The organism is Myroides indicus, from assembly GCF_004364575.1.
Classification (GTDB): Bacteria; Bacteroidota; Bacteroidia; order Flavobacteriales; family Flavobacteriaceae; genus Flavobacterium; species Flavobacterium indicum_A.
The window spans coordinates 54,695-71,805 of sequence record NZ_SOAG01000008.1; the positions used below are offsets into that span (position 1 = coordinate 54,695).

Genomic DNA, 17,111 nt, shown 5'->3' on the forward strand with positions numbered 1-17,111 from the left:
AACTTCTTAAATCCAAACTATGTATTTAAATACAGTAAAACTACCATTTATAGGTTTGTTTATTCTTGTTTTTTTTTCAGCCTGTAAAGAAGAAAGCACTCCAAAACCAGATGCCTTCTTGACTTTAGAGTATCCAAAACAAGAATATATAGATTACCACAATCCCAAAACCGAATTTTCATTTGAGGTTAACCAATGGGCAACTGTAAAAGAAATGAAATCCAATTCTTTTGAAGTTCATTATCCTTCTATGAAAGCGACTTTATTTTTTAATTACAAGCCTGTAGAAAACAATTTGGATATTCTTTTTAAGGATGCTCAAAAACTTACTTATGAACATTTTATAAAAGCTGATGAAATTATAGAATACCCTTTTATAAATGATGGTAATAAAGTATACGGTATGCTTTATAACATACAGGGAGATGCTGCTACAAACATTCAGTTTTATGCTACTGACAGCGTTAAAAACTTTTTAGTTGGATCACTGTATTTTTATGCAAAACCTAATTTTGATTCTATATTGCCGGCTAAAGAATATATTGAAAAAGATATGCGCCGAGTATTAGAAACTCTAAAATGGAAAGAAAAGTAGTATTACTTTAAAAATTAAAAAGGCTATGTGTTTTTCACATAGCCTTAATTCCTGATTAAAAAATCTACAAAGGTTTTTCTACTTCTAAATTTTCTACTTTATATGCACCGTCAGCAATTTTTTCTACAGTCTCTTTTAAAGATGCTCCATTTTGTTTAGCATCGTCAAACTCTACCACAGCAGTTTTGTTTTCAAAATCTACTTTTGCTTCTTTTACTCCTTCCAGATTACCTAACTTATTTTCGATCATTTTAGCACATCCCATCGCACAAGTCATTCCTTCAATCTGAAAAGTTGCTTTTTCTATTTTCCCTGCTACTTCTTCCCCTTTTTCGGATAAAGGAACCGTTTTTGTTGTTTGTGTTTCCACTCCCGCTCGTTCTTCTTTATTTCCCTCTTTGCAGCTGACAAAAAGTAAAGATACTCCTAATATTGCCGCCAATATAAATCTACCTGTATTCATCTATTTAATTTGCTTAACTGGTTATTATTTAGATCTTAAAAAGCCTTTTACAAAAATACAAAAAGCAACTGATATTCAGTTGCTTTTTAAAATATTTATAATTTTAAATTTATTTAAAATCTCCATCAGAGACACCTTCATTAATTTTCACTTCTGAAGTTACGATTTCCAGATCAATTCCTACGTTCATTGTTTGCAAAAACGGAAACTTAATCCCTTTCACTTCTTTATAATCTCCGTAGTAAATAGTTTGCGTCATCATTTGACCATTTTGCTCCATTGTTTGGTTAGTTGCTGTTTTTAATCCGGTTTCAACATCGTAATAATGAGTTGAATTACCTATTTTCACTCCATAAGCTTCTTTGCCATTAACAGATTCTATCCCTACCAGCTGAATATCTGTATTGTCTTTCCACTGCATTTCGGCAAAAGGATAAGCTTCCGTCTGAGCATCTTTTAATTCCTCTCCGGTTACATCTATTTTTTGTCCCTGAGCAAACGAGTATCCTTCAGTTGGTGTAATTACTTGTTTAGAAATTACGCTTCCCATCATTTTTTGCTCTACAACAATATAACCAGATTTTACTTTACTTATCATTTCCAATTTCATTCCTTGAACCTCAGCAGAACTAGTTGTCATAAGTGTTTTTACTTCAGATAGTTTTTGCTCTCCTCCTATAGCCTGTAAATATTTTGCTATAACACTTTGCGCAGTTACTCCTGCCGGGACAGCTTTATTATAGTCTGGTTTTTCTACCGTTTCACCCAAGCGATTATAGTAATTAATCGGCAAGCTCAGGTTTTCCAATCCTGCTAAAATCTCAGTCCCCTTACCTACGATTACAATTCGCATATTATCTTTAAGAAAATACTTTTGTGCTGCTTTTTGAATATCTTGTGCTGTTACTGCATTAATGTTTTTTATATAGTTTTCATAAAAATCTGCAGGCAGTTTATACAGTTCTTTGTTTAAAGCATAACGAGCAACCGTAGCTGGTTTTTGTATTTCCATAACAAAATTTCCGACATATTTAGCCTTTGCCATTTCTAGTTCTTCGTCTTTTACCAGCGTGTGACGAATATTATCTATTTCATTAATAAATTCAGTTACTGCACTATCCGTCACCACATTTCTAACCGAAGCTGACGCTCTGAATTTCCCCGGATACTTACGCGCTGTACTCACAGATGAATAAGCTCCATATGTCCAACCATGAGCTTCACGCAGATTTAAAAACAAACGCCCTTCTCCGCCTCCGCCTAAAATCTGGTTAGCGAGCAGTACAGCAAAGTAATCTTTATCAGTCATTTTTAACTCTACCTCATTTACCAAGGATATTTCAGACTGAACTGCATTAGACATATCTACAAAATCAATTTGTGTTTCGGGAACATTTCCTTTCATTTTATGGTCTATAAAACTTGTTTTAGAACTTTTCCAGTTTTCAAAAAGCTTTTTCACCATTTTCTCTGTCTGTTTGTAATCTACATCTCCCACAACAACGAGATAAGCATTTTCCGGACTAAAATATTTTTGATAATAATCTTTCACGTCCTGCAAAGTTACATTTTGAAGAGTTTGTTCCGTCTCAAATTCTCCTACCGGTGTATTTTTGCCATATAACAACGCATCTTCCACTTTTCGGGCAGTAGCTGTTACGCTTTTTTCATCTGCCTTTATAGCCTCTAGTGATTGAGCTTTAACTTTATCAAATTCTTCTTGTGTAAATATAGCATTCAACGCACCGTCTGCCAATAAACCCAAAATGGTTTCATTGTATTTTGACAGACCACTTGCAGATGCTCCTGAAGACCAAAAATTAATATTTGCTCCCAAAAAATCTATTTCATCATTAAATTTATCCTTGCTCATTTTCTTAGTTTCATTCCCAATCATCCCCGATAAAATAGAAGACACCCCCGCTTTTTCTCCTTCATAAACAAGCGGGTTATCAATAGTTAAAGTATAGGAAACGCGTGGTAATTTATGATTTTGAACCACCAATACTTTCATCCCGTTTTTTAAGGTAAATGAAGTAGGCTGGCTAATCTGCACAGCAGGAGCAGGTCCGGCAACCGGCTGTTTTCTGTCTTGTGCCTGAATTTGTAACGCTGAAAGGGTAAAAGCCAAACTTGCGGCGTATATATATATATTTTTCATTGTATAATCTATTTCTTTTAAATTAGTTATTAGCTTGCTTTTCCGGAATATAATCAAGAATAAGTCTTTGATTTTTATTCAAATATTTTTTTGCAACTTCTCTGATTTCTTCACGAGTAATGCTTCTGTAAATATCAATTTCACTGTTAATCAGATTCACATCGCCATACAATAAGTAATACGTCGCCAAGTTATGTGCCAGTCCTTCTATATTAGCATTTTCATCAACGTACTGCTTTTCAAATATATTTTGTAATTTTTGATAATCTCTTTCTGAAATAAGCTTTGTTTGTAATTTTTCCACTTCTTCATCAATTTCTCTCACTAAATCATCAGAAGAATAGCCCTGCATCGGAATGCCAGCTATAAAATAAATACCGTAATCTTCTTGTGCTACATTAGCAGCAAAAATTTCTAATGCCATTTTCTTGTCATCCACTACTTTTTTATAGAGGCGAGAGCTTTTCCCTGTCGATAAAATAGTAGAAATCATATCCAACACTCTTGCTTCGCGTGTTTTCATAGATGGCGTACGAAAAGCTTCAATAACCATTGGCAGCTGAATATTAGGATCTTCAAACTCAGCATTAATCTGCGTGGTAATAGGATCTTCTACTGCATGAGTACGGGCAATTTTTTGTCCTTTTGGTATGGTTCCGAAATATTGCTGAATCCACGTTTTTGCCTGCTCTTTATCGATATCTCCCGCAACTACCAATACAGCATTATTCGGAATATAAAATTTTTTATTAAAGGCTAAAAACTCATCTAAAGTAGCAGCATCTAAGTGCTCCATTGATCCGATAGGCGACCAACGGTAAGGATGCTTGGCAAACAGGTTTTTCTTTACTTCAGAAAAGATTTGTCCATAAGGCTGATTGTCAACTCGCAAACGCTTTTCTTCCTTTACTACTTCATTTTGCGTATCTACTCCTATTTGATTAATAACCGGATGCATCAAACGCTCAGATTCCATCCAAAGGGCTAATTCAAGATTATTAGACGGAAAAACTTCATAATAATACGTTCTGTCGTCAGACGTATTGGCGTTGTTTTGTCCTCCGTTAGCAGTTACCAGCTTAAACCACTCTCCTCTTTCTATGTTTTTAGTACCTTCAAACAACAGGTGTTCAAAAAAGTGAGCAAACCCCGTTCTTTCCGGATTCTCATCTTTTGCTCCTACGTGATACATCACCGAAGTTACTACAACTGGTGCTGATTTATCCTGATGCAAAATAACGTGAAGCCCGTTATCCAAAGTGTATTGATCAAATTCCACTTTCTGAGCCGACGCTGATATTCCTAAGAACAAAGCGCTTAAAATCAATAATGATTTTTTCATTCTATTTAGTTTTTGAAAATTAGTTTTACACCTTATGTGTCGTAAAAAAAGATAATTTGTTACAACTAAAATCAAAAAAATATTTACTAAGACATAACTTTTTTATAGTGTATTGCAGAACCCAAAAAAAGTTTTATATTTGCACACTTGAATATTAACATATTAATTTTATTGTTATGTACGCAATCGTAGAGATAGCAGGGCAACAATTTAAAGTTAGCAAAGACCAGAAAGTGTATGTACATCGTTTGGGTCAGGAAGAAGGAACTTCTGTTACTTTTGACAAAGTTCTTTTGGTTGACGATAACAACAACATCACTTTAGGCGCCCCAGCTATAGAAGGTGCTTCTGTAGAAGCTAAAATTTTACAACACCTTAAAGGTGACAAAGTAATCGTTTTCAAAAAGAAAAGAAGAAAAGGTTACAAAAAGAAAAATGGTCACAGACAAGCTTTGACTCAAATTGTAATTGAAGGAATCAATGCAGGAGGAGCAAAGAAAAAAACAACTAAAAAAGAGGCAGCTGAGGCAGCTGAATAATTAACATTAAAAATTAAAACGTCATGGCTCACAAGAAAGGTGTCGGAAGTTCTAAGAACGGTAGAGAATCAGAATCGAAACGTTTGGGCGTTAAGATTTTCGGTGGTCAGGCAGCAATTGCCGGAAATATCATCGTAAGACAAAGAGGTTCTAAACACAATGCCGGAGAAAACGTTTACATGGGTAAAGATCACACTTTACACGCAAAAGTTGACGGAGTTGTTAAATTTCAAAAGAAAAGAGACAACAAATCTTACGTTTCTATTGTTCCGTTTGAAGCTTAGAAATCAAGGTTTGTTCTAAAGAAACAAACTATCTTTATAAAAAAGGTGCTTTTTTTAAAAAGCACCTTTTTTATTTTATCTATTTTATTCTTATTTATATTTTTAAAATCTTTAATAGAAAGCACACTTCATTAATATCCAGTGTCTTATTATTTTTATTTAGAAAGATTAAAAATAAATTTGTTTAATATGTTTTATTATTTAATTTTGGTCTAAATAAAATTATATAAATAAACACACATGAAAATTACAAAATTATTTTCCGCAATTGCTGTTTTAGCTTTTTTAGTAACAAGCTGTTCTAGCGATGATGGTTCCCCAATCCGTCCTGATGGAGGAAGTGACCAAACTGAAGTTGGCAAAGAACTTACTTTTGAGGGGACCTATGAATATGGTCATTCAGGAATGCCTATTCCTTTTGAATTTGCAAAAAAAACGATTACGATGAAGATGTCTGAAATGGCAGGAAGCGGACAAGGTGATGATGTATATAACATTCTAACCGTATACAAAAACAAAGAAGGCGTTTTAAAAGTAGTTGCTAAAAACGCTGCGGAAAGTGAGTATTCTGCTTTTTTTATCAAAAATATCTCTGATAAATCTGTAGATTTCAATATGGATTATTCTTTTTCTAATGAAAAAGAAGCAATTGATTCTACCTATCCTACTGAAGGTCAAAATGCTCCAGATCATTCAAACATGAAATTCGGATGGTTGACATTATACAAAGCAGGAGAAAGCGAAACTAAAATTACTCTGCCTGTAAACGGTAAATATGTTTTTTCATCACAAGGACATAGCTACTACTATGATTTTTCAAACGAAGTAATTAACTTCAATGGATCTTACGATATGACAGTATTAGCACACAATACAAGCACTAATAAAATATTGTTGCAAGGCGCAGATGAGTCAGTAGCAGGCAAATACTACGTTGCTCAATTAAAAAACATTACCGAAAATTCTGTAGATGTAGCACGTCTTACTTTTTCAGGAGACAATGCTAAAACAGAAGCGGAAAGCGAATTTGCCAAATCTGAAGAAGTTGGTGCTAATTTTAGTACTTATACAAGAGAAGGCGACTCTAGTGAAAGTTCTTTTGAAAATTTAAACGGAACTTATGGTTCTGCCATTATCTATGATGAGAATAATGAACCTTTAGCCCAATATGTATTTAAAATAGGAGAGAATAATGAAGCATTCTTATTCAGAGCAAATATGACAGGCAGCGGTATGGATGATTTTGCATCTTTTGTATTAAGCCGTGTTTTTGCGGATGAAAGTAAAGGACAGCTTATTTATAAAATAACTAGTTCTACAGGATATTATGCCGGAAGAGAAGGTCAGTTTTTAACCATCTACGTGAAAGATATTTCCGCTACGGCAGACAAAGCTACCTTTGCTATTGCAACAAAAGACGGAAGCACTTCTGTAGCGGCGAGCAAAGGAGATGTAATTGGGAAAACATTAGAAGAAGCTAAAGAAATCCAAGCTCCATCTGCTGACAAAATATGGAATTTGGACATGATGACCTATGCTCATCAATGGATTTCAACGACAAAAGAATAACCTCCTTTGTTATTACACTAAATAATTGTTAGTTTTAAAACCACTTGCGGAAAATTTCACGAGTGGTTTTTTATACATATATATATCTATCATTATCACGTCACTTTTATAGCGTGGTAAAGCTCTAATGCCTTACCATCAGTCAGCATGGAAACAAAGTGGCAGATACTCATCAATCGTTCATACATACTTTCCTGATTAGTTATAAAGCGCTCAGGCAGCATTTTCAATATCAATCTATCATAATGGTTCGTTTCTCCATAAAATTGGTTGTTGGATGCTGTAATAAAGTTTTCGAGCAGAGTATGAATTACCTGATAGCCTATAATTTCTTTTTCTATCACTTCTTTGCTTTGATACACATTATTAATGCTTACTGTCAAAATATCTTTCATCTGTGCGATGTACGAGCATTTTTCAGTTAAAGCAAACGGATAATCTCCTGCCAATATTTTTTCTTCATTTTCCAAAAACAAACGCGTTACATCTGCAATCAAACTTCCTATTGCTAAAGCTCTCAAATAGCTTACTCTGTCTTCTTTTGAGGTAAGCTGTGCGTATTTTTGGCTATTAATGCTATTCTGAACTATTTTTATCAAAAACTCCAATGCATGTTCTTCCGGAATCCACCCCAGATTTATGCCGTCTTCAAAATCGATGATGGTATAGCAAATATCATCGGCAGCTTCTACCAAATAGGCTAATGGATGACGGTAAAAAGCCGTTTCAATACGATCGGTCTTCATAATCATTCCCAGTTCTGAAGCTATATCAATAAATGCTTCCTTATCACTTTGAAAAAAACCGAACTTTTTATCAGAAATATCGCGAGTAGGCTTTTTAGGTAAACTTTCTTTGGGGTATTTCATGAAGGCACCCAACGTCGCGTACGATATACGCAAACCTCCCTCAATTCCCGGACGGTTTTTTGTAAGTACTGAAAAACCATTGGCATTCCCTTCAAAATCAATCAAATCCTGCCATTCTTTTTCACATACAAACTCCTTATAAACAACACCTTTACCTCTACTAAAAAAATCGCCGATTGCTTTTTCTCCCGAATGTCCAAATGGCGGATTTCCTATATCGTGCGCCAATGAGGCAGCTGCTACAATTGCCCCGAAGTCATTTACAGTATAACCATACTCTTCTGCCAGATTAGGATATTTTTGAAGAATTTTTTCGCCAACGTTGCGTCCCAACGATCTGCCGACAACAGAAACTTCTAAACTATGAGTCAATCGGGTGTGTACAAAGTCAGTTTTGGACAAAGGGATTACTTGTGTTTTGTCTTGGAGACTTCTGAATGGAGACGAAAAAATAATCCGATCGTAATCTACTTCAAAACCTATTCTTGTCTGACTTTCGTCTAATCTATTTCGCACAAAGGTGTCGCCATATTTTTTTAACGACAGCAACTTTTCCCATTTCATCATATGTTTTTATTTTATTGTTCTAAAACTTCCTGGCTTTTTATAATATTTTCTTTCACTGTTCTGTAAATATGATTTTTTACTTCGGCATAAGACACATCATATATTCTGGTAATTTCCGTATACTGTTTCGGATACTTTGCCAGCATTTTGTCATAATAAAAATCTAAGTCTTCTTTCTGTGGCAAAGTGTACTCTAACCGTATTTCAAAGCGTCTGATTAAAGCTTCGTCAATCATGTGAATTTGATTGGTAGCAGCTATCAACACAGACTTCTGAGGAAAATTGTCTATCAGCTGTAAGATGGCATTTACCACTCTCTTCATTTCGCTGTTATCTTTATTGTCATAATCCCTGATTTGCCCGAGAGAATCAAACTCGTCAAAAAACAAAACAGCACTTTCATACTGAATTTCCTTAAAAAGGCTCTCAATATTTTTTGCTGTTTCACCCAGTTTAGAAGATACAATCGTAGCGAGATTTACAATAATAAGCTTTTTATCCAAATGTCTGGCTATAGCTTTGGCAGTCATCGTTTTTCCGCAGCCGGTTTTACCGTAAAGCAATAGTTTATTGCTGACCGGCAATTCATATTTTAACAAAATGTCGCGAAACTTATATTCTTTTAGGAATTGTTCTATTTCTTTCGCAGCAGCAGGGTTAAACATCACATCTTCTAAGGAAACAGAAGTGCGATCAATATAATACAATGAACTCATTGCTTTTTTGAAAATTATTATATATTATTAAACACAAATATAGTGCTAAAAACCGGGGTTCTTCCAATTCTAAAATGCAAAATAAAAGTTTCTAATGATTATCTTACCGGATACCCGTAGCGATTTGCTCCTTTGTTTCCGTCAAGATAAATCAGCAATCCAAAAGCCACTATATTGAGATACGGTATCAGCATGACTAACGTCAAAATACCGTTTTTTCCAGTATCCTGAATTCTTTTAGAAGTAAGAACCAGAAAAAAATAGCAAAAAAGCAAAGTTATTAATTGAAAAAACTCTGCTGTAACTTGATTTTCTGTGAACAAAAACAATATTCCTAAAATTGCCATTAAAGACAAAGTGTAAATTAAATAACGCTTTTTTGATAACCTCCCTTTCGGATTTACAAATGACACTATCCAAAGTTCAGGTTTAGCATACAACTTTTCAGTAGAAGCTTTATCGCTTTCCGAAAACTCCCTGTATTTTCCGTTTTCAAGGACAATGCGCTGTCTCGCCTGTCTGTCCGACTTTGAGTCTATTGCCACTATTTCTACGGGCAGATAACGTTTTTTATAGTTATTAATACGATAATTTGCTGTTCCCGAAAGTTTATCCACGTACCCAAAAGGAATAATCTGTATGTAATCTGCATACGCACAATTCCACGTAAAAGTCAAAATATCTCCTTCAAAAAAATATTCCTGGTTACATACAAAAGAATAAATTAGGGGATAATATTCTTGCGAAGATTTAGCAGGTGGTCGTTTGTTTATTTCAGCAGCTTTATATAGTCTATTTTTCAGGTCATATGCCCTACGTGCACTTTCATTACTTAATACGTCATAGGCTTCTTTGATTTGAATAAACATTCCTTCAAAAAAAGGATCTCCTCCATTCACATCGGGATGAATTTTTTTGGACAGTTTTCGATAAGCCTCTTTTATTTCTTCAAATGAAGCATCCGATGTTATTCCCAAAATTGTATAGTAATCCCTCAAACCGAAAAATAGTTTTTTTTATAAGCTAGTGAAGATAGCTTTTTTATTTGATTTAGTAAGATTGTAATTTATAATTTACCTTATAATCTCTCTTATACATTGATTACCATCGTCAAATTATCAAAATGCCTTCCGTCTTGTTTAAAAAAGTTTTTAATAATCCCATTTTCTTTAAAGCCAATTTTGCGATAAAGGTTTATTGCTATTTTATTTTCTGTATAGACTTGAAGCCAGACCAATTCTAAAACCGGATTTAATTTTGCCCATTCTATCGCTGAAGATAGCAAAGCAGTTCCTAATCCCGAGTTTCTCCATTCTTGTAACATCCCCATACCAACTACGGCTGTGTGTTCCATAATCTTTCTGCAATTTCCTGTCAAATCAATATTTCCAATTATTTGATTGTCATATTCAGCAATTAACAGAATTGAATTATCATTTATTCTAAATGAATTTATCCATTCTGCCTCCTGTTCAACATTCAATTTTATTTCTTGCTCAAGCTTAGGGATATAATTACTTTGAGGAACATACGTTTTTATGCATTCAAGAAGTTTTTCCGCATCTCTTACCTCCGCTCGCCTTATAACAACTTTTTTTCCGTTTTTTAACTCATGCGATTGGTCTTCAAATTTTATCATTTCATTTGTATTAGTTCCAAAATTATAAAAAGTTCTGATTGCTTTTTTAATATATCTTACAACAGCATCAACTTTCAGAAAAACTTAAAATTGCCCGTCAAACCAACAAAATGAAAGCTTCATATTAACCAGAATATTAAAAAAACCTACGCATCAAAAAAAGCGACAGCTGAATGCAATCGCTTTTTACAAAGTTTTATTATTTATTGAATGTTATAATTCCAATGCTTTTTTAGGATTATTATCCATCAGCAATTCTGTCGGATTTTCCAAAGCCTCTTTTACAGCTACCAAGAATCCAACTGATTCACGTCCGTCAATAATTCTGTGGTCATATGACAGCGCAATATACATCATTGCGGCAATTACAACTTGTCCGTTTACAGCAATCGGGCGCTCAATAATATTATGCATTCCCAAAATACCGGATTGCGGCGGGTTAATAATAGGTGTAGACAACATAGAGCCAAACACTCCGCCATTTGTTATTGTAAACGTTCCTCCCGTCATTTCATCTACTGTAATCTGACCGTCGCGAGCACGGGTAGCCAATCGTTTAATTTCTGTTTCTATACCTCTGAAAGACAGTAATTCTGCATTTCTCACAACGGGTACCATCAGTCCTTTTGGTCCTGAAACAGCAATAGAGATATCGCAGAAATCATATTTAATCTGGTCTTGCCCGTCTATCATTGAATTTACATCCGGATACAACTGCAAGGCGCGTGTTACAGCTTTTGTAAAAAACGACATAAACCCTAAACTAACACCGTGTTTTGCTTTAAATACATCTTTATATTCGCTTCTCAACTTGTTTACCTCTGTCAGGTTTACTTCGTTAAAAGTAGTCAGCATTGCCGTTGTATTTTTAGCATGAACCAAACGCTCTGCCACTTTTCTGCGCAACATCGACATTTTTTTGCGTTCTTCGCCTCTTGGTCCTCCTGTTGGAGTTCCCATAGCGTGTTTAGCATTTAAAGCATCTTCCTTAGTTATTCTGCCTTCTTTTCCTGTTCCGGTAATAGTAGCAGGATCGATATTTTTTTCTTCTAATATTTTTTTCGCTGCCGGAGAAGCTGTTCCTGTTGCATAGGTAGTTGTTGCCGGAGCCTGAACAGGCTCAGCAGATTTTGGAGCTTCAGATTTCGGAGCCTCTTCAACCGGTTTATCATCAGCAGAAGCACTGCCTGCCGGCTTAACTGCACTTGTATCAATCAAACAAACCACCTGTCCAACGGCAACTGCATCACCTTCCTCTGCTTTCAAAGTAATAATACCGCTTTCTTCTGCGGGTAATTCCAAAGTTGCCTTGTCCGAATCTACCTCAGCAATAGCCTGATCCTTTTCAACATAATCTCCGTCTTTTACTAGCCATGTAGCAATTTCAACTTCGGTAATTGATTCACCCGGCGAAGGAACTTTCATTTCTAAGATGCTCATCTGTATATTCTTTTATTAAATATTGTTTTGTAAAAATACTGTTTTTATTATAAATTTTTGTCGAAAACTTTTTCAATTGCATACGCGTAGCGCTTTTTAGAGCGTACCGCACTTCCTGAAGCTGGCGCACTATATGCTTTTGTGCCTGCGTAACGCAATGGCTTTTCGTGGAAGTTCATCAGCATAAAACCATATGCTCCCATATTTCTAGGTTCTTCCTGTGCCCAAACATAATCGTCCGCATTTGGATATTTTGCAATCACTTCTTTAATTTGCTCAACTGGCAGAGGGAATAACTGCTCAATACGAACAATGGCAACGTCATTTCTGCCAATTTCCTCGCGTTTGGCAGTCAAATCGTAGTAAAATTTACCACTGCAGAAAACAAGTGATTTCACCTTGGATGCCTCTACCCCAGAGTCATCAATAACATATTGGAATTTTCCGTCTGTAAAATCTTTTATAGCAGAAACTGCCTGCGGATGTCTCAGCAAGCTTTTTGGCGACATTACTATCAGAGGTTTTCTAAAATCAGCTATCATTTGTCTTCTCAACAAGTGAAAAAAGTTAGCTGGCGTAGTACAATTTGCAACATACATATTATCTTCAGCACATAACTGCAGATAACGTTCTAAACGTGCGGAAGAGTGTTCTGCTCCCTGATTTTCGTATCCGTGCGGAAGCAACATCACAATCCCGTTTTGACTGTTCCATTTATCTTCAGCAGCCGAAATATATTGATCCATAACAATTTGAGCGCCGTTAGAAAAATCTCCAAATTGTGCTTCCCAAATAGTTAATGTTTTAGGATTCGTCAGTGCATACCCGTATTCAAAGCCTAAAACTGCATATTCTGACAATAGAGAGTTAAAAATTCTCATTTGTCCTTTTTGCTCTTTTAATTCATTTAACAAGATTACAGACTCTTCCGTATCTTCTGTTTTTACTACGGCGTGACGATGCGAGAAAGTGCCTCGTTCCACATCCTGACCAGACATACGCACATCAAAACCTTCCGTAAGCAACGTACCGTAAGCCAACAATTCGCCCATAGCCCAATCTAATTGGTCTTTTTCAAAAAACATTGCTTTCCGGTCTCCGATTAAGCGTTTTACTTTATTAATAAACTTCTTATCTCCCGGTAATTCCGTAATTACTTCTGCTATCGAAGTAAGCTCTTCTTTTGATACTTTAGTGTCGTAATCCATCAGCATTTTTTCTGAGCCTACAACTTCGTAATCCTGCCAGTTTTCATGCATGAATGTTCTTATTTTAGCAAACTCATTCTTACGAGAGGTTTCCAAATCAGATTCCAGTGCATCTTTATATTGCTGTTCCAGCATTTTTACAAAATTGTCGTCAACAACTTTATCTTCCAGCAATCTGGCATTGTAAATATTACGTGCATTCGGATGCTTTGAAATCAGTTTGTAAAGAATCGGCTGGGTAAATTTGGGTTCATCACCTTCATTGTGTCCATATTTTCTATACCCTACTAAATCTATAAATACATCTTGCCCAAACTCCATTCGGTAATCTAATGCAAATAAAAATGCTTTTACCGCAGCCTCTGTGTCATCGGCATTTACATGCAATACCGGACTGGCTGTTACTTTTGCAACATCTGTGGAGTAAACGGATGAACGTCCGTCTGTAAAATTCGTTGTAAATCCAACCTGATTATTCAAAACAATATGGATTGTTCCCTCTGTCTTGTATCCTCTTAATTTTGCCATCTGAACAATCTCATAAACGATTCCTTGTCCGGCTATGGCTGCATCTCCATGCAATGCAATTGGCAATACTTTGGACGGTTCATCGAAAAAAACGGTATCTTGTTTTGCTCTGGCTATTCCTTCAATTACCGCTCCAACGGTTTCCAAGTGGGATGGATTGGGAGTCAAATTAATATGAATTTCTTTTCCGGATCTGGTTTTTCGGGTAGAACTTAACCCCAGGTGATATTTAACATCTCCGTCAAAACCTTCTACTGCATCATAATCTTTACCGTCAAATTCGGAGAATATTTCCTGCGCAGGTTTTTTAAACACGTTTGCCAGAACGTTTAAACGCCCTCTGTGTGCCATTCCCACTACAATTTCTTCTACGCCTTTTACAGCAGCCGAATCAATTAAAAAATCCATCGCCGGAATAGCAGCTTCTAATCCTTCTAAAGAAAAGCGCTTTTGTCCGACATATTTTGTATTTAAAAAATTTTCAAAAGAAACCGCTTCTATTAGTTTGTGAAGAATTTCTTTTTTTTCCTCGTTGTCAAACTTTGTTTCAAGAGTTTCATATCGATCCTGAATCCAACTAACAACTTTTTCATCTGTTATATACTTGTATTCAATCCCTAAAGTTGAGCAGTATACTTTTTCAAGTCTGGCTATAATCTGTGCCAAAGTAGTAACAGGAAGCTGTATGGTTTTTGCTGCCTCGAAATTTACATTTAAATCAGCTTGTGATAATCCAAATTTTTCTATGCTCAAATCAGGATGTTCTACCTTCCTCTCCCTTAATGGATTGGATTTTGTCAATAAATGTCCGTAAGTTCTGTAAGCATCTATTAACCTTAGTACAGCAAATTCTTTTTGAATTTGATCTATCTGCACTGTACTTCCCGTTTCTGCACCTTTATTGCCAACACCTTCTGAATATGCCTGAGATAACTGATCTATTGGTCCGTCATTATATTCATTTGCAAAATCAAATCCCTGAAAAAAGGCTCTCCAACTTGGCTCTACACTATCCGGGTTTTCTAAATATTGATCATATAACTCTGCAAAAAAAGCAGTGTGTGCTGCGTTTAAAAAGGAATATCTATCCATAATTTCGTCTAAAGACCTATTGTTTAAATATAATTACACAAAAATACAACTCTTTATGACAAAAGTATAAACTTTTGCTTATTTTTATATCGAATTATATTTATTCTATCGAAGATGAAAAACTTTAAGTTCAACAAACTAAACTTTTTTTTATTTATATCGTTTTTTTTAAGTATTAATTTTTCTTTAATCGCACAAGAAGGTTATAATCCTCAAAAAAATTATGAATTTGCTAAAAAATGGCGGTTCGGAGGAGGTCTTGGATTGGGATTTGGAAGCGGATATACTGATATCATGATAGCCCCAAGTGCTATTTATCAGTTTAATGAATATTTTGCTGCCGGTGTCGGGCTTCAGGGAAGCTATATCAACAGCAAAGATCGCGGATATTACTACAGCGACATTAAGCAGTATCAATCCTGGATATATGGAGGAAGTTTAATTGCGCTTGCCAACCCCATTCCGCTTTTACAGCTTTCTGCTGAACTTGAGCAACTACGCGTCAATAACACCTATACCTATCGAAATGCTGATAAATGGGATAACAACTTTTGGAATACAGCTTTATTTCTCGGTATTGGGTATCACAATGGTCCGGTTACAATAGGAATTCGCTATAATGTTTTATATAAAGAAAAAGACATGGTATACGGAAGTGCTTATATGCCTTTTGTAAGAATATACTTTTAATTTATAAAGTCAATGCGGAGCAGTTTTTAAATAATAACTTGTTCCGCATTGTATTTTAATATAACTATTGCTTTTTTAATGAGAAGCAGACACTACTTTTAGTCCTACTATAGAAGCAATTAATGTAGCAATAAAAAATAATCTCATAAATGTTGCCGGCTCTTTAAAAATCAATATTCCCATCGTCACAGATCCCACAGCTCCTATTCCGCTCCAAACAGCATAAGCCGTTCCTAATGGCAGTGTTTTGCTGGCTTTAATCAGCAGTCCCATACTAATTGAAACAGCTATTAAAAATCCCAGATACCACAAATACTTTTCTGTTCCTACTGCATCATTTGCCCGACCTATACAATAGGTAAAAGCAACTTCAAATAGTCCGCCCAAAATCAAAAAAATCCAACTCATATTTTATGTTTTTAAATTTTCCTCTGCAAAGATAGAGGGACTAAAAATCTTATTTTTTTACAAATGATAAAAAAAGCATTATTTTATGGACGCACGTATCCTGCTTAAAGTAACCTGAGTTATCCCTAAATAAGATGCTATATATCCAAGTTGAACCCGCTGTATCAATCTGGGGTTATTTTGAAGCAATTCCACATAACGTTCTGTAGCTGTCCGAAATTGTCCAGAAATAAATCTTTCTTCTGTCTTAATCAGCTCTTGTTCTGCAAACTTTCTGCCCCAATTAGCAATCTGCACATCTTCTAAAAACAATTTCTGTAAATTATGGGTAGCTAATCGATATAGCTCGCTATTTTCTAAAAGCTCTATATTTTCATACCCTTTTTTTCCTGAGACATAGCTGCGCATAGAAATAGCTGTTTCCCCTTCGGTTAGAAAACAAATTGTTACTTCATTATTTTCTTGTTCTACATAAGCTCTGGCAATTCCCTTCTTCATAAAATAAACATCTTTTTCTATTTTGCCTGCTTTCACCAACACAACTCCTTTCGAAAAGTTAACTTGTTCAATGTTGCTTTTCAGTTTTTCTTTAGATTCAGCAGAAAGTTTCCAAATATTGTCAAGAATCTGATCTATATTCATCGGAGATTTTGTTTATAGCGTATTGCGAATATACACTTTTTGAAATTCTCGTTTTAAAACAAGAAAGGTTACTTGCTCCAGGTATTCTGCTAGATTACCTGCCTGTAAATTGTTTATGTCTGCTTCCGCAACATCGATCCGGTATAACAGACTTGAAAACTTAGCCGGAGTATTAACCGCTACCTTTTCTAAAAAAAATTGTGTTTCAACAACGAGTTCTTCTGCCGTTTGAGCATTAAAAATCAAATCAGAAGCCACAGATAATTGGAAGTCTTTTTCCAATTGTCTGACCAACTGCATAAACAATGGATTTTTTTCGAGTTTATTTTCTAAATATTGTAGTATTTCTAGTTTCAAAA

17 protein-coding genes are annotated in these 17,111 nt (G+C 35.2%); 5 read left to right on the forward strand and 12 right to left on the reverse strand.

Features of this window, described 5'->3' with window-relative positions:
• Positions 1-19 precede the first annotated feature (19 nt).
• The gene (gldD, locus tag C8P70_RS04680; RefSeq protein ID WP_133712178.1) at positions 20-595 is read left to right on the forward strand and encodes a gliding motility lipoprotein GldD; all 576 of its coding nucleotides are present in this window, start codon (positions 20-22) and stop codon (positions 593-595) included.
• A 64-nt stretch (positions 596-659) separates the two neighbouring features.
• Here the strand turns inward: gldD and C8P70_RS04685 are convergent, their stop codons facing one another.
• The 3 genes from C8P70_RS04685 to C8P70_RS04695 all read right to left on the reverse strand — a co-directional run bounded on the left by C8P70_RS04685 (position 660) and on the right by C8P70_RS04695 (position 4,561).
• The gene (locus C8P70_RS04685) at positions 660-1,058 is read right to left on the reverse strand and encodes a heavy-metal-associated domain-containing protein (protein WP_133712179.1); all 399 of its coding nucleotides are present in this window, start codon (positions 1,056-1,058) and stop codon (positions 660-662) included.
• 109 nt (positions 1,059-1,167) lie between these two features.
• A complete protein-coding gene (locus C8P70_RS04690; protein ID WP_133712180.1) occupies positions 1,168-3,219 on the reverse strand; it encodes a M16 family metallopeptidase in 2,052 nt (683 codons plus the stop codon).
• A 22-nt stretch (positions 3,220-3,241) separates the two neighbouring features.
• Positions 3,242-4,561: a M16 family metallopeptidase gene (locus C8P70_RS04695; RefSeq protein ID WP_133712181.1), complete on the reverse strand. Its 1,320-nt coding sequence runs from the start codon at positions 4,559-4,561 to the stop codon at positions 3,242-3,244.
• 176 nt (positions 4,562-4,737) lie between these two features.
• On the opposite strand from C8P70_RS04695, the gene rplU reads away from it, so the two are divergent.
• The 3 genes from rplU (at position 4,738) to C8P70_RS04710 (ending at position 6,953) form a co-directional block, all read left to right on the forward strand.
• Entirely contained in the window at positions 4,738-5,100 is a 363-nt protein-coding gene (gene rplU / locus C8P70_RS04700; protein ID WP_133712182.1) for a 50S ribosomal protein L21, read from the forward strand.
• 23 nt (positions 5,101-5,123) lie between these two features.
• Positions 5,124-5,384 carry a 50S ribosomal protein L27 gene (rpmA, locus tag C8P70_RS04705; RefSeq protein ID WP_133712183.1) on the forward strand — a complete coding sequence of 87 codons (261 nt, stop codon included), beginning with the start codon at positions 5,124-5,126 and terminating at the stop codon, positions 5,382-5,384.
• Between the two features lie 240 nt (positions 5,385-5,624).
• Positions 5,625-6,953, forward strand: a complete 1,329-nt coding sequence (locus tag C8P70_RS04710) for a hypothetical protein (RefSeq protein ID WP_133712184.1) — start codon at positions 5,625-5,627, stop codon at positions 6,951-6,953.
• Between the two features lie 95 nt (positions 6,954-7,048).
• On the opposite strand, the gene dgt is transcribed toward C8P70_RS04710, so the two are convergent.
• From dgt to C8P70_RS04740, 6 genes are all read right to left on the reverse strand, one after another.
• A complete protein-coding gene (gene dgt, locus C8P70_RS04715; RefSeq protein WP_133712185.1) occupies positions 7,049-8,389 on the reverse strand; it encodes a dGTP triphosphohydrolase in 1,341 nt (446 codons plus the stop codon).
• A gap of 11 nt (positions 8,390-8,400) precedes the next feature.
• Positions 8,401-9,105, reverse strand: a complete 705-nt coding sequence (locus C8P70_RS04720; RefSeq protein ID WP_133712186.1) for an AAA family ATPase — start codon at positions 9,103-9,105, stop codon at positions 8,401-8,403.
• Between the two features lie 98 nt (positions 9,106-9,203).
• Positions 9,204-10,103, reverse strand: a complete 900-nt coding sequence (locus C8P70_RS04725; protein ID WP_133712187.1) for a DnaJ domain-containing protein — start codon at positions 10,101-10,103, stop codon at positions 9,204-9,206.
• 92 nt (positions 10,104-10,195) lie between these two features.
• Positions 10,196-10,744, reverse strand: a complete 549-nt coding sequence (locus C8P70_RS04730) for a GNAT family N-acetyltransferase (RefSeq protein WP_133712188.1) — start codon at positions 10,742-10,744, stop codon at positions 10,196-10,198.
• A gap of 213 nt (positions 10,745-10,957) precedes the next feature.
• Positions 10,958-12,184: a 2-oxoglutarate dehydrogenase complex dihydrolipoyllysine-residue succinyltransferase gene (odhB, locus tag C8P70_RS04735; RefSeq protein ID WP_133712189.1), complete on the reverse strand. Its 1,227-nt coding sequence runs from the start codon at positions 12,182-12,184 to the stop codon at positions 10,958-10,960.
• A 47-nt stretch (positions 12,185-12,231) separates the two neighbouring features.
• Positions 12,232-15,012 carry a 2-oxoglutarate dehydrogenase E1 component gene (locus C8P70_RS04740; RefSeq protein ID WP_133712190.1) on the reverse strand — a complete coding sequence of 927 codons (2,781 nt, stop codon included), beginning with the start codon at positions 15,010-15,012 and terminating at the stop codon, positions 12,232-12,234.
• Between the two features lie 114 nt (positions 15,013-15,126).
• On the opposite strand from C8P70_RS04740, the gene C8P70_RS04745 reads away from it, so the two are divergent.
• On the forward strand, positions 15,127-15,702 hold the full coding sequence (locus tag C8P70_RS04745) for a hypothetical protein (RefSeq protein ID WP_133712191.1): 576 nt from the start codon (positions 15,127-15,129) through the stop codon (positions 15,700-15,702).
• A 75-nt stretch (positions 15,703-15,777) separates the two neighbouring features.
• Here the strand turns inward: C8P70_RS04745 and C8P70_RS04750 are convergent, their stop codons facing one another.
• The 3 genes from C8P70_RS04750 to C8P70_RS04760 form a co-directional block, all read right to left on the reverse strand.
• Positions 15,778-16,110 (reverse strand): DMT family transporter, encoded by a 333-nt coding sequence (locus tag C8P70_RS04750; RefSeq protein WP_133712192.1) that lies wholly within the window; start codon positions 16,108-16,110, stop codon positions 15,778-15,780.
• Positions 16,111-16,188: 78 nt separating this feature from the next.
• Positions 16,189-16,752, reverse strand: a complete 564-nt coding sequence (locus C8P70_RS04755) for a Crp/Fnr family transcriptional regulator (RefSeq protein ID WP_133712193.1) — start codon at positions 16,750-16,752, stop codon at positions 16,189-16,191.
• Between the two features lie 12 nt (positions 16,753-16,764).
• Positions 16,765-17,109: a hypothetical protein gene (locus C8P70_RS04760; protein WP_243832663.1), complete on the reverse strand. Its 345-nt coding sequence runs from the start codon at positions 17,107-17,109 to the stop codon at positions 16,765-16,767.
• Between the last annotated feature and the right edge of the window lie 2 nt (positions 17,110-17,111).

What these genes read in the sequence shown, in the direction of transcription:
- gldD (WP_133712178.1), top strand. Translation starts at nt 20, where the DNA reads ATGTATTTAAATACAGTAAAACTACCATTTATAGGTTTGTTTATTCTT.
- C8P70_RS04685 (WP_133712179.1), bottom strand. Translation starts at nt 1,058, where the DNA reads ATGAATACAGGTAGATTTATATTGGCGGCAATATTAGGAGTATCTTTA.
- C8P70_RS04690 (WP_133712180.1), bottom strand. Translation starts at nt 3,219, where the DNA reads ATGAAAAATATATATATATACGCCGCAAGTTTGGCTTTTACCCTTTCA.
- C8P70_RS04695 (WP_133712181.1), bottom strand. Translation starts at nt 4,561, where the DNA reads ATGAAAAAATCATTATTGATTTTAAGCGCTTTGTTCTTAGGAATATCA.
- rplU (WP_133712182.1), top strand. Translation starts at nt 4,738, where the DNA reads ATGTACGCAATCGTAGAGATAGCAGGGCAACAATTTAAAGTTAGCAAA.
- rpmA (WP_133712183.1), top strand. Translation starts at nt 5,124, where the DNA reads ATGGCTCACAAGAAAGGTGTCGGAAGTTCTAAGAACGGTAGAGAATCA.
- C8P70_RS04710 (WP_133712184.1), top strand. Translation starts at nt 5,625, where the DNA reads ATGAAAATTACAAAATTATTTTCCGCAATTGCTGTTTTAGCTTTTTTA.
- dgt (WP_133712185.1), bottom strand. Translation starts at nt 8,389, where the DNA reads ATGATGAAATGGGAAAAGTTGCTGTCGTTAAAAAAATATGGCGACACC.
- C8P70_RS04720 (WP_133712186.1), bottom strand. Translation starts at nt 9,105, where the DNA reads ATGAGTTCATTGTATTATATTGATCGCACTTCTGTTTCCTTAGAAGAT.
- C8P70_RS04730 (WP_133712188.1), bottom strand. Translation starts at nt 10,744, where the DNA reads ATGATAAAATTTGAAGACCAATCGCATGAGTTAAAAAACGGAAAAAAA.
- odhB (WP_133712189.1), bottom strand. Translation starts at nt 12,184, where the DNA reads ATGAGCATCTTAGAAATGAAAGTTCCTTCGCCGGGTGAATCAATTACC.
- C8P70_RS04740 (WP_133712190.1), bottom strand. Translation starts at nt 15,012, where the DNA reads ATGGATAGATATTCCTTTTTAAACGCAGCACACACTGCTTTTTTTGCA.
- C8P70_RS04745 (WP_133712191.1), top strand. Translation starts at nt 15,127, where the DNA reads ATGAAAAACTTTAAGTTCAACAAACTAAACTTTTTTTTATTTATATCG.
- C8P70_RS04750 (WP_133712192.1), bottom strand. Translation starts at nt 16,110, where the DNA reads ATGAGTTGGATTTTTTTGATTTTGGGCGGACTATTTGAAGTTGCTTTT.
- C8P70_RS04755 (WP_133712193.1), bottom strand. Translation starts at nt 16,752, where the DNA reads ATGAATATAGATCAGATTCTTGACAATATTTGGAAACTTTCTGCTGAA.